At 62.0% G+C, this 12,411-nt stretch carries 15 protein-coding genes; 13 read left to right on the forward strand and 2 right to left on the reverse strand.

All coding sequences use genetic code 11. From position 1 onward, the window contains the following. The 4 genes from DVS29_RS15885 to DVS29_RS15900 all read left to right on the forward strand — a co-directional run. On the forward strand, positions 1 to 692 hold a 692-nt coding region (locus DVS29_RS15885; protein ID WP_164707932.1), incomplete at its 5' end, for a DUF2345 domain-containing protein. After that, complete coding sequence (locus tag DVS29_RS15890) at positions 664 to 1,671, forward strand: hypothetical protein (RefSeq protein ID WP_118181429.1); 1,008 nt, start codon at positions 664 to 666, stop codon at positions 1,669 to 1,671. The genes DVS29_RS15885 and DVS29_RS15890, both read left to right, overlap by 29 nt. Next, positions 1,619 to 2,236 carry a hypothetical protein gene (locus DVS29_RS36900; protein ID WP_124800654.1) on the forward strand — a complete coding sequence of 206 codons (618 nt, stop codon included), beginning with the start codon at positions 1,619 to 1,621 and terminating at the stop codon, positions 2,234 to 2,236. Before DVS29_RS15890 ends, DVS29_RS36900 begins: the two co-directional genes overlap by 53 nt. 92 nt (positions 2,237 to 2,328) lie before the next feature. Beyond that, positions 2,329 to 2,586 (forward strand): hypothetical protein, encoded by a 258-nt coding sequence (locus DVS29_RS15900; protein ID WP_118181431.1) that lies wholly within the window; start codon positions 2,329 to 2,331, stop codon positions 2,584 to 2,586. Between the two features lie 24 nt (positions 2,587 to 2,610). On the opposite strand, the gene DVS29_RS15905 is transcribed toward DVS29_RS15900, so the two are convergent. Continuing rightward, positions 2,611 to 3,867, reverse strand: coding sequence for an MFS transporter (locus DVS29_RS15905; RefSeq protein WP_118181432.1), 1,257 nt, complete (start codon positions 3,865 to 3,867; stop codon positions 2,611 to 2,613). Between the two features lie 153 nt (positions 3,868 to 4,020). On the opposite strand from DVS29_RS15905, the gene DVS29_RS15910 reads away from it, so the two are divergent. Continuing rightward, complete coding sequence (locus DVS29_RS15910) at positions 4,021 to 4,629, forward strand: helix-turn-helix domain-containing protein (protein ID WP_118181433.1); 609 nt, start codon at positions 4,021 to 4,023, stop codon at positions 4,627 to 4,629. A 52-nt stretch (positions 4,630 to 4,681) separates the two neighbouring features. Beyond that, positions 4,682 to 5,233: a GNAT family N-acetyltransferase gene (locus DVS29_RS15915; RefSeq protein ID WP_118181434.1), complete on the forward strand. Its 552-nt coding sequence runs from the start codon at positions 4,682 to 4,684 to the stop codon at positions 5,231 to 5,233. 28 nt (positions 5,234 to 5,261) lie between these two features. Here DVS29_RS15915 and DVS29_RS15920 read toward each other — a convergent pair whose 3' ends face one another. Continuing rightward, complete coding sequence (locus DVS29_RS15920) at positions 5,262 to 6,662, reverse strand: GntP family permease (RefSeq protein ID WP_118181435.1); 1,401 nt, start codon at positions 6,660 to 6,662, stop codon at positions 5,262 to 5,264. Positions 6,663 to 6,992: 330 nt separating this feature from the next. Between DVS29_RS15920 and DVS29_RS15925 the strand changes: the two genes are divergently transcribed. The 7 genes from DVS29_RS15925 (at position 6,993) to fae (ending at position 12,391) form a co-directional block, all read left to right on the forward strand. Continuing rightward, on the forward strand, positions 6,993 to 8,453 hold the full coding sequence (locus tag DVS29_RS15925) for a sigma-54 interaction domain-containing protein (protein ID WP_118181436.1): 1,461 nt from the start codon (positions 6,993 to 6,995) through the stop codon (positions 8,451 to 8,453). Between the two features lie 91 nt (positions 8,454 to 8,544). After that, positions 8,545 to 8,814, forward strand: a complete 270-nt coding sequence (locus DVS29_RS15930) for a hypothetical protein (protein ID WP_118181437.1) — start codon at positions 8,545 to 8,547, stop codon at positions 8,812 to 8,814. Positions 8,815 to 9,421: 607 nt separating this feature from the next. Next, positions 9,422 to 9,631 carry a hypothetical protein gene (locus tag DVS29_RS15935; RefSeq protein ID WP_118181438.1) on the forward strand — a complete coding sequence of 70 codons (210 nt, stop codon included), beginning with the start codon at positions 9,422 to 9,424 and terminating at the stop codon, positions 9,629 to 9,631. Positions 9,632 to 9,715: 84 nt separating this feature from the next. Beyond that, entirely contained in the window at positions 9,716 to 10,915 is a 1,200-nt protein-coding gene (locus tag DVS29_RS15940) for a serine hydrolase domain-containing protein (protein ID WP_118181439.1), read from the forward strand. Between the two features lie 190 nt (positions 10,916 to 11,105). Further along, on the forward strand, positions 11,106 to 11,396 hold the full coding sequence (locus tag DVS29_RS15945) for an H-NS histone family protein (RefSeq protein WP_118181440.1): 291 nt from the start codon (positions 11,106 to 11,108) through the stop codon (positions 11,394 to 11,396). Positions 11,397 to 11,437: 41 nt separating this feature from the next. Beyond that, entirely contained in the window at positions 11,438 to 11,644 is a 207-nt protein-coding gene (locus tag DVS29_RS15950; protein ID WP_124800655.1) for a hypothetical protein, read from the forward strand. A 222-nt stretch (positions 11,645 to 11,866) separates the two neighbouring features. After that, a complete protein-coding gene (gene fae, locus DVS29_RS15955) occupies positions 11,867 to 12,391 on the forward strand; it encodes a formaldehyde-activating enzyme (protein ID WP_118181570.1) in 525 nt (174 codons plus the stop codon). Positions 12,392 to 12,411: the final 20 nt, after the last annotated feature.

The following is a 12,411-nucleotide window of genomic DNA, read 5'->3' on the forward strand; positions in this document are numbered from 1 at the left end:
TACCCAAAATATGTCTCGACGGGCTTCCCGTTTCAAAAATCGCGAGCCGTATGCGCGGGATCACCGGCGGCGGGCTCATTGATCAGCGCTTCCTTAGCGGACAGAGTACGTTTATCGCTAGCGGCAAGTCGCTCGTGGCTAGCGTGGCTGAGAAGATCAGCTTCTTCGTGCAGAACGCCGGGATGAAGCTGTTTGCCGCCAAAGGAAAAGTCGAGGTGCAAGCGCACTCGGACAACATCGAACTGACCGCGCAAAAATCGGTAAAGATCTTGTCTGCGACTGATAGTGTCGAGGCCGCGGCGAAGCAGGAAATTCTGCTCACGTCGGGCGGCGCTTACATCCGGATCAAGGACGGCAACATTGAGATTCATGCGCCAGGGAAGATTGATATAAAAGGCGCTGAACATTCGTTCGCGGGACCGGCCGCCCAAGGATATGTGCTTCCAGGCTTGCCGACATCCTTCGGTGATGCACGTTATCACGAACAGTTCCGTCTTCTCGACGACGACGAAGAGACCCCGCTGGCCAATACTCGCTATGAAGTCGAAAGTGAATCAGGTAAAAAATGGGTCGGCTATTCCGACTCCCAAGGACTGACAGAGCATCTTTATACTGAACAGCCGGAAAACCTTTCGCTGACGATATATAAAGAGGTCGAAGACGATGACGATGGCGAAACCGAAGAAGCGTAAGCATGTCGTGCGGCATGTGAAGCATGCAGCAACGACCAACCCGAACAACAAGTCTCTCGTCAAAGCGGTGATTCAAAGTGACAGCGGCGAATGGGTAGGGCCGTCGACCGGAGACAAATTCTATATCGATGAGACTCCTTCCTTTCCCTCTATCACGTTTGAAATTAAGACCGATGCCGCGCCGCCGTATCAGTGGAAGTGGAGCATCGTATGGGACGCGCAGGTGAGTGGGCTACGTGAAAGTGCCAAGCGGGGGAAAAAGCTCAAGAGCTTTGCTGAAGCTGGAGAATTTTCGAGCAATGACAAGTCTTGGGTCGCGAAGCTTGGCGACAAGGTCATTGGAGGCAAGCTCTCCGTTCAGGTCACCGTTGGAGAGGCCATTTTCCGACGAACGGTGTTCGTCCTGGGAAAGAATCCCGCGAAACCGGACGTTGTGGCGTTCCTGTCCACACTTCCAGACACCGTTGGCTTGGATAAGCTTATTGAGCAGGAAAGTCAGTTCAAGAATTTTATCAACGCAGACAATGAGCCCGTTGTAGCATTTGACTCAGGCTACGGCTTAACGCAGATGACTAGTCCGGCACCGACATATGAGCAGGTCTGGAACTGGAAGGAGAACGTCAAAGCGGGCGCAAAGCTATTTCAGGACAAGCAGGCCGCCGCAAAAAAGCTCCTCAAAGCGCACCCTTATACATCGGATCAATTGTCGATGGAAACATATGGGCTCTGGAATGGAAGCAGGTACTATCAATGGAATCCACAAAGTCAGGCGTGGGAGCGTGATCCGAGTGTTCTTTGCGACCCCGCCACAGGTAACATCGGATGGGACACGACGGACCCGGCGAATACTGGGCAAACGGTTGATCAACTGCATGAGCGCGACAAGAAAACGTATGGATCGGGAAAGAGCGGTCGAGACAAAGATCATGTCTGGCTTTATTCAGGGGTATGTTATGCGGACCATGTTGCAGGCAACTAAACTTGCCGCCGCCGCTTTGATACTTGCGACGACTGCGTCGGTCGCAAGTGCTGTGGTGCCGCCGCCAGTCCAGGTGACGCTAGTCGGTGGCAAAGCGATCCAGCAAAAGGACGGGCGTCTCTATGAAGTTGATCCGATTGCGCACAAGGTTTCGCCGATTCACGTTCCAGCTGTGATCGAACGCAAGCTTAAGGCGTCTCTGAGCGTCGTCTTTCCGGACGATCACTCGCGGCTGATCGACAAGAAGGAATACGTGCTCGTCGTCGTCAATCATTCTTCTAGTTCCAATCCAGCTGGCTACTGCGGCTCTGGCGAGGAGGGAACCTTGTACGTCTTTGAATTGAATGGCGATGAGGCCGTTTCGCGATTCTCCGTACCGGTGCGCAGTTGTCTCAAAGACTACGATCTCGCGAACAACTCTGGGCAAGCGTCGGAATACCGTGCGATAGAGTGGAAGGATGCGCCGGTAGGAATTCAAATCAGATGGGATGTCTATGGTGATGCGTCAGACGTTTCACATTTCTATTCGTTCCAAAATGGACAGTTTAGAGACGCTGCGAAATGACGCTCTAAGTTGACCACATCCATGGCACAATAGGTTGTGCTCGTGACTGGCAAGTCAAGTTCAAGTTCAAGTTCACGTGACGGTCTACGCTCATGCCACCCACCCCCAAATACTGGTTCCCCGCAAAGCGCTTCGGATGGGGCTGGGGCTTACCCGTCTGCTGGCAGGGCTGGGTGGTGCTGGTCGCTTACATCGGTCTCGTCCTCGTCGTGGCGGCCAATTTTCCGCCACACCAACAGACAGCGAAATTCGCGATTCTCGTCGCGCTTCTGACGGTCGCGTTCATCATCATCTGCTGGATCAAAGGCGAACCGCCCAGCTGGCGTTGGGGCGATAAAGACAAACGCTGACATCCGCCAGCCACGACGGAACCATCACGCCATTTGCGCGGGCAAGATTCTTTTCGGCAGCGGAGGAAACGCAAACGCGATCGCCACCGCGCCAAGCCCCACGATCGACGAGCCGACATAAAGCCACGTGTATTGCCCCGATGCATCGAACACCCATCCGCCGATCACCGGGCCGAGCGCCATGCCGAGACTCGACAGCATCGTCGCCGCGCCGAGCACTGAGCCGATGATGCGCGTGCCGAAGTACTCGCGCGCAAGCACCGCATAGAGCGGCATCACGCCGCCGTACGCCGCGCCGAACACCAGCGCGAGCGAATAGAACTGCTCGAGACGATGCGCGAACAGATAGCCGCTGATGACGAGCGCCTGCGCGAGCAAGCCCGCGACGAGCACCGGCTTTACGCCGAAGCGGTCTGCGAGCACGCCGAGCAGCAAGCGGCCACCGAGCCCCGACAGCCCTTCGACGCTATAGATGCTTACCGCCGCCATCGGCGGAATGCCGCACAGAATTGCGTAGCTCACCATATGAAAGATCGGCCCCGAATGCGCGGCGCAGCACGCGAAAAACGTCAGACCGAGCGCGAGAAACTGGCGGGTGCGCAATGCGTCGAACACGCGCATGCCTGCCGCTTCGGCGTGATGTGACGACGCGCCGAAGCCGCCAGGCGCCGCCGGCGGACGACGCACCAGCAACGCGGTCGGCACCAGTACGGCCCAAGCGAACACGCCGATCAGCAGCATTGCCGTACGCCAGTCGTAGGTGGAGACGAGCCAGCGGGCGAACGGCGAGATCGTCATCGGCGCGACGCCCATGCCGGCCGACACGAGCGACACCGCAAGGCTGCGCTGGCGATCGAACCACGCGGCGGTGGCCGCCATCATCGGCGCAAAGAACGCGCTGGCGGCGAGCCCGACGAGAATGCCGTACGTGAGCTGGAACTGCAGCAGCGACGTCGCACGGCTGGCCAGCGACAGCGCGAGCCCGAGCAGCGCCGCGCCGGTAAGCACGACGGGCCGCGCGCCGACGCGGTCGCTTGCCGCGCCCCAGCCGAATCCGCTGATGCCCATCACGAGGAAATTGAGCGTCATGCCGCTCGAGATGCCGGCGCGGGACCAGCCGGTGTCGGCCGCGATCGGCTGCAGGAAGATGGCCAGCGAGAACATCGCGCCGATCGCGACGCAAGTCAGGATCGCGCCGGCAATCACGATGGTCCAGCGATAGCGGCTGGATGAATGATCGGTCGTGTCTGCTGAATGCGTGTTTTCGTCTTGAGGCGCCATGGGTTTCCTCCATTCGGTCGAATGCGGTGGATATCGCAATGACGAACGGGAAGGCGCGAAATCGACAATTTGAGCGGCGAACGGCATTGAACGAATGTCAAATTCTCGATGACATTCCATGCTTGACAGCGTAATCCAATATATTGGAAAATTATTCCATCATATCGGAGCACCGGAGTCATCGTGGAAGGCTCGGACATCAACGCGCGCATTGCCCAGCGCGTTCGCGATCTCAGGAATACGCGCGGCTACACGCTGGATGCGCTTGCATCGCGTTGCGGCGTGAGTCGCTCGATGATTTCCTCGATCGAACGGGCCGCATCGAGTCCGACAGCAACCGTGCTGGAGCGGATTGCCGCCGGACTCGACGTCTCGCTCGCGAGTCTTTTTGACGGAGAACTGGCAGGCGCTCCCGTGGAGCCGCTGGTGCGCGCTTCCCGGCAGGCCGAGTGGCGTGATCCAGACACGGGATATACCCGTCGTCTCTTGACGCCGCCGAACTGGCGATCGCCACTCAAGCTGGTCGAAGTCGTCGTTCCCGCCGGCGCGCGGGTTGCGTATGAGTCAGTGGAACGCGAGACGACGGTGCATCAGCAAATCTGGGTGCTGCAAGGCCAGATCGACATCGTGGTGGGGAACGAGCGCCATTCCCTCGGCAAGGGCGATTGTCTGGCGATGACGCTGAATCAGCACCTGGTCTTCAGCAACCTCTCTACGAGTCCGGCGCGCTATCTCGTCGCGGTCACCGACGCGTCGAGCTGAGACGGATAAAGCGGTCTCGTGCAGGTGCCTTACCTATATACAGGAGTACAGAATGGAATCTTCCAACACTGGAGCTGGAGATATCCGCCTCATCGATTGCTCGGAAAGCGAACACGCGCCGGCGATACTGGAAATCCTCAACGAGGCCATCGTCAATTCAACGGCGCTGTACGACTATGTCCCACGGCCGCCAGAAGCGATGACGAAATGGTTTGAGACGAAACGTGCCGGCGGCTTCCCCGTCATCGGTGTAATCGACAGTGCCGGCACACTCCTGGGCTTCGCCAGCTGGGGTACGTTTCGGGCATTCCCGGCGTACAAGTACACCGTCGAGCATAGTGTGTACGTGCATCACGCACATCGCGGCCGCGGACTCGGGCGGCTCCTTTTGAGCGCAGTCATCAAACGTGCGCGTGAAGCACAGGTGCACGTCCTGGTTGGCTGCATCGATGCCGCCAACGGCACGAGCATCGATTTACATAAGAAGCTCGGTTTCACCCACTCTGGAACGGTGAAAGAAGCGGGGTTCAAGTTCGGGCGTTGGCTGGATGCAGCGTTTTTCCAGTTGAACCTTGAGACCCCGGTGGCGCCGGTCGACGGCTGATGTTGCGCTTGCCGTCGACCACACGCCCTTAAACCAGCCCAGTCGTGTAGTAAACCGCGATCACGAAGAACACCGCCAACGTCTTGATGATGGTGACCGCGAAGATGTCGCGATACGACTCGCGGTGCGTGAGGCCCGTCACGGCCAGCAGCGTGATCACCGCGCCGTTGTGCGGCAGCGTGTCCATGCCGCCGCTCGCCATCGCGACCACGCGGTGCAGCACTTCCATCGGAATGTGCGCCGCCTGCGCGCCCTTGATGAACGTATCGGCCATCGCCGCGAGCGCGATGCTCATGCCGCCCGACGCAGACCCGGTGATGCCCGCAAGCGAACTGACCGACACCGCCGCATTGACGAGCGGATTCGGGATGCTCTTCAGCGCGTTGCTCACTACGAGGAAGCCCGGCAGCGCCGCGATGACGCCGCCGAAGCCATATTCGGACGCGGTGTTCAGCGAAGCCAGCAGCGCGCCGGCCACTGCCGCCTTCGTGCCGGTTGCAAAGTGCCCACGCACGCTGTTGAACGCCGTCAGCAACACGAACACGATGCCGAGCAGCAGCGCGCCTTCGACGGCCCAGATACCGACCATCGCCTTGATCGGCGTGGCGACGGGCGCGTGCAGGCCCGGCAGCATGTCGGGCGTGAGCGTGTAGTCGGCGCCGTACCACTGCGGAATCATGCGCGTCAGCACGAAGTTCGCGACGCCCACCAGCACCAGCGGCGTGATCGCGAGCAGCGGGTTCGGCAACGTCTTCGATTCGATGCGCTCCGGCTCGTTGACGAGCGACGTGCCGTAGCCTTCGCCCTTCGCCATCGCCGAACGGCGGCGCCATTCCAGGAACGTGAGACCCACCACGATGATGAACACCGAACCGATCACGCCAAGCGTCGGTGCGGCCCACGACGTGGTCTTGAAGAACGTGGTCGGGATGATGTTCTGGATCTGCGGCGTGCCCGGCAGCGAGTCCATCGTGAACGAGAACGCGCCGAGTGCGATCGCGCCCGGCATCAGGCGCTTCGGAATGTTGCTCTGCCGGTAGAGTTCGGCGGCGAACGGGTACACCGCGAACACCACGACGAACAGCGACACGCCGCCGTAGGTGAGCAGCGCGCACACGGCCACGATCACCGCGTTCGCGCGCGAGCGGCCGATGTAACGGATTGCCGCGTGCACGATCGATTCGGAGAAGCCCGACAGCTCGATCACCTTGCCGAACACGGCGCCGAGCATGAACACGGGGAAGTAGAGCTTCACGAAACCGACCATCTTGTCCATGAAGATGCCGGAGAACACCGGCGCGACGGCGGACGGATCGGTCAGGAGCACCGCGCCGAGTGCGGCGATCGGTGCGACGAGAATGACGCTGTAGCCGCGGTAGGCGGCGAACATCAGAAAGGCCAGCGCGGCCAGGACGATGATGAAGGACATCGAGTCTCCAGGTTGTTGTCGTGTTGCGCGGGTTGTGCCCAGGCATCCTGCGCGGCTGCCCCGTCGGGCCCGCGCGGGCGCGCATGTTGCAGCTTCCGTGCCAATTGCTGCAAAGCCGCGCGGCGCCTGGCTTCGCACGATACGCACAGCACGAAGGCCCGGCCGATTGTAGCGAATCGTCCCGAAATGGAGACGTGCGGTACGGCCATTTCACCCGCAAACCGTACAATTACCTGAAAAACATGAATTTTCTGTTGTCTCTACATTGAGATATAGTGTCTCGATACGGAGACAAGGCCCGTGCACCGCGGGCCGGAGACAGCGAAAACAATGATGACCGACTGGGCTGGCTTGCCCGCCAGCTATGACGACGTGCTGCGCCGCGCGATGGATTCGCTGTTCCGCACGTTCGAAAACTTCAGCGAAGGCACCTTCATCGTCGATGCGGACGCCCGCGTGGTGTGGATCAACAAGCGCTACGCGGCCCGCTTCGGCTTCGCCGATCCGCAGCAGGCAATCGGACTCGACTGCGAAACCGTGATCCCGAACAGCCTGATGCGCGACGTCGTGCAAACCGGCAAGCCGATCCTGCTCGACATTCTCGAAACCGACCGCGAGCCGCTCGTCGTGACCCGCCTGCCGCTGAAAGACGACAACGGCGTCACGGTAGGCGCGGTCGGCTTCGCGCTGTTCGACGAACTCAAGACGCTGACGCCGCTCTTCTCCCATTACTCGCGTGTCCAGCAGGAACTGATCGCGACACGCCAGTCGCTCGACCAGGCGAGGCGCGCGAAGTATACGTTCGCGAGCTTCATCGGCACGAGCGCGGCAAGCCTCGAAGCAAAACGCGCGGCGCGTCGCGCGGCGCAGGTCGATTCGCCGGTGTTGCTGCTGGGCGAAACGGGCACCGGCAAGGAACTGCTCGCGCATGCGATCCACGGCGCGTCGGCGCGCGCGAACCGGCCGCTCGTCACGGTCAACGTCGCGGCCATTCCGGACGCGCTGCTCGAAGTCGAGTTCTTCGGCGCCGCGGCGGGCGCGTACACCGGCGCCGAGCGCAAAGGGCGAGTCGGCAAGTTCGAACTGGCCGATGGCGGCACGCTCTTCCTCGACGAGATCGGCGACATGCCGCTCGCGCTGCAGGGCAAGCTGCTGCGCGTGCTGCAGGATCGCGAGTTCGAGCCGCTTGGCTCGAACCGTATCGTGCGCGCCGACGTGCGGATCATCGCGGCCACCTCCGCCGACCTGCCGGCGATGGTCGCGGCGGGCGCGTTCCGCGCGGATCTGTTCTACCGGCTCAACGTGCTGACGATCCATGCGCCGCCGCTGCGCGAGCGGCTCGGCGACGTCGTCGCGCTGGCCTACGCGATTCTCGAAGAGCTGTCGTCGCGCGCGGGCGGCGGTCACTACGAACTCGAAGACGACGCGCTGCGTCTTTTGTGCAGCCATAGCTGGCCCGGCAACGTGCGCGAGTTGCGCAATACGCTCGAACGCGCCGTGATGCTGTCGGACAACGAACGGATCGATGCCCGCGCGCTCGCCCGTTTCGTCGGCACGGCGGGGCGGCCTGGTCGCGATCTCGGTGCGACATTTCAGAATGACACGGCGGCGGCTTCCGATACGCCGCCCGCCGGGCAGTCGTACGCCGACGCGATGGCGGCGTTCGAGCGGCGCTTCCTGACCGATGCGCTGCAGGCGTGCAACGGCCATGTCGCGCAGGCGGCGGCGAACCTCGGCATGGGGCGCGCGACGCTTTACAAAAAGATTGCCGCGCATGGCATCGAGCCGTAAGCCCGGCGCGGTTTTGGCGTCTCACGCACGACAGGTTGCGCATGGCACAATCGCGTCGTCAAAAACAGCGAAGGCCATGCGGGGAAGTGTCATGAGACAGATCGATTTTCCATTCAGGCGCGCGTGCGGCGCGCTGCTCGTCGCGGGTGCCGCCGCGCTGGCGGCCTGCAGCAGCAGCCCGCCGCTTTTCACGTCCGACGGCCGGCAGACCACGGCCGTGCAATGTCCCGTCGGCAGCGATACGTGCGAGCAGCAGGCGCGGGCGATGTGCGGTAACGGCGGCTACGACGTCGTACGCGAATCGAGCGATAACGGCATGCGCTCGCTGCTTTATGCGTGCCACAAGCAGTCGCAATATTGATGGACGGACGGCGGGCGCGCAGGCTTAAATGCGCCCGAATCGCGCGCCCGCCAGGTCCTGATAGCGAAAATAATACGAGCGTTAATCTTTCGCTTTTCGTGCATTCAAAAATCAATGGAAAGGTTTTCGCAGAACCATTTGAATACCAATTGAATCCGCCGCTTCGCGGTGCGAATGGCGAGCGACAACTCGCGCGCAAAGACTGTCCTATACGGGTGCTAAAACGTCCAATACGGCGTTCGCTACGCCAGCCTTGCGGCGCAATCAATCCATCAGTTGAAATCGGGCTTGTCCCGATGGCGTAAACGCCGTTCCGCATTTTTTTCCGGGCCGCCGAAAAATGCGCACTGCATAGCAGAAAAAATGACCCAATATTGCGTGTCCTAACGGCACGGCTTTTTTGTCGCCGCGCTTTTAGCCAATCATTTAGTGCGCCGCCCAACGGACGTCACCAATTCACCGCCTTAAAGTGATCGATGTGCATGGCAGAACGTTCGACCGCCCGACCTTCGCCAGCGATGCACCCGCATAGCGGTTGCATGCAGCCAGCAGGCGACGTCGATTGAAGAGTCGGCTTCTGCCCGGATTGGCCATCACGGGGACAGCGATGAATCACCATCAGCTCGAAAAAGATCTTGAGCATCTGGAGCAGATTATCTCGAGGCTTTCCGTACAAGATCGCATTCCATTGTCGTATTGGCGTAATCGCGTGAAATCAGTGTCCGGCGCGGCGCTGGTGCCGTCGCAGATGACCCGCATCAAGCGCCTCGACGAAGCGCTGCGCGCGCTGGAGGCGCGCCAGAAGAGCGATGTCTGATGGTATGTGGTGCACGTCACCGTGCGCTGCGGGATTCTCGTGCAGAATGGCGCGTCGCACGGTTCGTGCAACGAGGATCGATGAATGGGTAGAGCGGGTTTCTGTCGGGAACGTCTGGCGAAGGTGACCGCGGCGCTGCAGGCTTACGTCGACCGCGAGGAGGTCGCGGGCGTCGTATCGCTGGTGTGGCGGCACGGCGAGATCGCGCAGGTCGATGCGCTCGGCTGGCGCGACGACGCGACGCGCGTGCCGATGGACCGCTCCACGCTGTTCCGCATCGCGTCGATGACGAAGCCCGTGACGAGCGTCGCCGTGATGATGCTCGCCGAAGAAGACCGCGTGCGGCTTGACGCGCCGGTGGCCGAATGGCTGCCCGAACTCGCGTCGCCCCGTGTGCTGCGCGAACCGGGCGGCGCGCTCGACGCGACCGAACCGGCCCGCGAGCCGATCACCGTGCTCGACCTGCTGACGCATCGCGCCGGCTTCGCCTACCACTTCACCTCGCTGGGCCCGCTCGCCGATGCGTACCTCGGCGTGTTCAACGGCCTCGAGCCGTTCGTGCGCAACGACGAATGGCTCGCGCGCATCGCCACGCTGCCGCTGATGTTCCAGCCTGGCGCGCGCTGGCACTACAGCATCTCGACCGACATCCTCGGCGTGCTGATCCAGCGCGTGAGCGGCCTGTCGCTCGGCGAATTTTTCCGCACCCGCATCTTCGAGCCGCTCGGCATGCGCGATACCGCGTTCTGGGTACACGAGTCGCAGCTCGGCCGGCTTGCCACCGCGTACGCGATCGATCCGGACACGCGCCGGCGCGTCGTCGAAGATCATCCGTCGAAGAGCCGCTGGGCCAATGCCGGGCGCTTTCAGGGCGGAGGCGGCGGTCTCGTGTCGACCGTCGACGACTACCTGCAGTTCGCGCGGATGTTGCTCGGGCGCGGCCGCGTCGGCGATGTGCGCCTGCTGTCGCATCGCTCGGTCGATCTGATGCGCAGCAACTTCCTGACGCGCGAGCAGCGGCGGATGCCGTCGCTCGGTCACGTGTCGTGGGCGGGCCAGGGCTTCGGCCTGGGGCTGTCGATCGTCGACGATCCCGCGCAGCAGCTCGCGCTTGGCTATCGCTCGGCCGGCTCGTTCGGCTGGCCTGGCGCGTATGGCACGAGCTGGTTCGCGGATCCGGTCGAAGACATGATCGCGCTGATGATGATCCAGCGCCGTTCGATCGATCCGTTCCCGATGGCAACCGATTTCGAGCGTCGTGTGTACGACGCGATCGACGACTGATGGCGGCGCGTCACCGGTGCATCCGGCGCGGCCCCGCGTTTGCTAAGAAGTTGCATGATGACCGTTTCGCATTCCCGACGGTCGCGCGCGTATCGGTTCCGGGAATATCCGCAGTCCGTGCGGCTATCCCATCCCTTTTCGATCTGGTACGGTCACAGTGCCCGTGTCGAAACGACTGGAGACAATAACCATGGCCAGCTACAAGCAGTTGACGCAGCAACTCGAGAAGCTGCACAAGGAAATGGAAGTCGCGCGTGAGCGGGAGGTCGCCGACGCGATCACCGATATCCGCGAAAAGATTGCCGAGTACGGCATCACGGCCGAAGAGCTGGGTTTCTCCAGCAAGCGTCCCGCGGTCCGCAAACAGCCGCTGCCCGCGAAATATCGCAACCCGAAAACCGGCGAAACCTGGAGCGGCCGTGGCCGCGCGCCCGGCTGGCTCACCGGCAAGAATCGCGACCGCTTCCTGATCGAAGCCTGAGCGAAGCCTGACCGAAGCGCCGCGGCCACGTGCCGCGCGCGATGTCGAATCTCATCCCGGCGAAGCTGCACGTGCGGCTCGCGTCCCTGCTGTCCCGTCTCGTGACGACATTCGGGTGGAACCGCTCCACCCGGTCACGGCATTCCCGAAAAAGCTCACCTGTCGCGCTGCGTTTGCGCGCCTTCGGCGTGAGCGCTGCCATCGCGCGTATCGAGCCGATTCATCGCACCGGCGCAGCACAAGGCTGAAAGGCTTTCGTCTGAACAACAGCGAAGCGCTTCGACGCGCTTCGCGGTAACGATCCCGCGCGCTCCTGAAAACGCTCACCGTGACGGGCGATCGCGCGGCTCAGTACAAACCCGGAAATGAGCGCGCCTCATAACCCGGATCACAAATCATCGATTCATCCTGCTTCGAGCGCGATTGCACAATCCGCCGTGTCTTTTCTCATCAACGACCGGAACGGAATCATGAGCGCAACCACGGACAAGCAACTCTTCATCGGCGAGGGCTTCGAGGGCCCCGGCGTCAATCTCGCGCACATCAACGTGCTGGTGGGGCCGCGCAGCGGACCCGCGGGCCAGGCGTTCGCCACCGCGCTCGCCACGCCGTCCGCCGGTCACGCGCCGTTCGTCGTGATCGCGCGTCCGGGTGTGCCGACCAAGCCGCTCACGCTGTACGTGAACAAGGCACGCATCGAAAGCGACCTGCACGGCAACGCAACGTGGGGTGCGTCGCAGGCGGGTATTGCCCGCGCGGTGGCCGAGTCGCTCGAGAACGGCACGCTGCCGCCCGAAGCGGAGAACGACTGGGTGGTCGTGTCGGCGAACTGGGTCAATCCGAAGACCGACGATCTCGACGCTGTCTACGAGAACAACTACCGCGCCTGCAAGCGCGCGATCGTCGCGGCGATGGAAGGGCTGCCGCATCGCAACGAGGTGTTCGCCGCCGCGCGCGACGTGTCGAACCCGTTCTATACGCCGAAGCAGCGCTAACGCTCGTCCACAAGGGAAAG

The organism is Paraburkholderia phosphatilytica (assembly GCF_003443895.1).
Classification (GTDB): domain Bacteria; phylum Pseudomonadota; class Gammaproteobacteria; order Burkholderiales; family Burkholderiaceae; genus Paraburkholderia; species Paraburkholderia phosphatilytica.

Bases quoted from the DNA above. Each gene is read 5' to 3' on its own strand.
- DVS29_RS15890 (WP_118181429.1), top strand. From the start codon at position 664: ATGACGATGGCGAAACCGAAGAAGCGTAAGCATGTCGTGCGGCATGTG.
- DVS29_RS36900 (WP_124800654.1), top strand. From the start codon at position 1,619: ATGTCTGGCTTTATTCAGGGGTATGTTATGCGGACCATGTTGCAGGCA.
- DVS29_RS15900 (WP_118181431.1), top strand. From the start codon at position 2,329: ATGCCACCCACCCCCAAATACTGGTTCCCCGCAAAGCGCTTCGGATGG.
- DVS29_RS15905 (WP_118181432.1), bottom strand. From the start codon at position 3,867: ATGGCGCCTCAAGACGAAAACACGCATTCAGCAGACACGACCGATCAT.
- DVS29_RS15915 (WP_118181434.1), top strand. From the start codon at position 4,682: ATGGAATCTTCCAACACTGGAGCTGGAGATATCCGCCTCATCGATTGC.
- DVS29_RS15920 (WP_118181435.1), bottom strand. From the start codon at position 6,662: ATGTCCTTCATCATCGTCCTGGCCGCGCTGGCCTTTCTGATGTTCGCC.
- DVS29_RS15925 (WP_118181436.1), top strand. From the start codon at position 6,993: ATGATGACCGACTGGGCTGGCTTGCCCGCCAGCTATGACGACGTGCTG.
- DVS29_RS15930 (WP_118181437.1), top strand. From the start codon at position 8,545: ATGAGACAGATCGATTTTCCATTCAGGCGCGCGTGCGGCGCGCTGCTC.
- DVS29_RS15935 (WP_118181438.1), top strand. From the start codon at position 9,422: ATGAATCACCATCAGCTCGAAAAAGATCTTGAGCATCTGGAGCAGATT.
- DVS29_RS15940 (WP_118181439.1), top strand. From the start codon at position 9,716: ATGGGTAGAGCGGGTTTCTGTCGGGAACGTCTGGCGAAGGTGACCGCG.
- DVS29_RS15945 (WP_118181440.1), top strand. From the start codon at position 11,106: ATGGCCAGCTACAAGCAGTTGACGCAGCAACTCGAGAAGCTGCACAAG.
- DVS29_RS15950 (WP_124800655.1), top strand. From the start codon at position 11,438: ATGTCGAATCTCATCCCGGCGAAGCTGCACGTGCGGCTCGCGTCCCTG.
- fae (WP_118181570.1), top strand. From the start codon at position 11,867: ATGAGCGCAACCACGGACAAGCAACTCTTCATCGGCGAGGGCTTCGAG.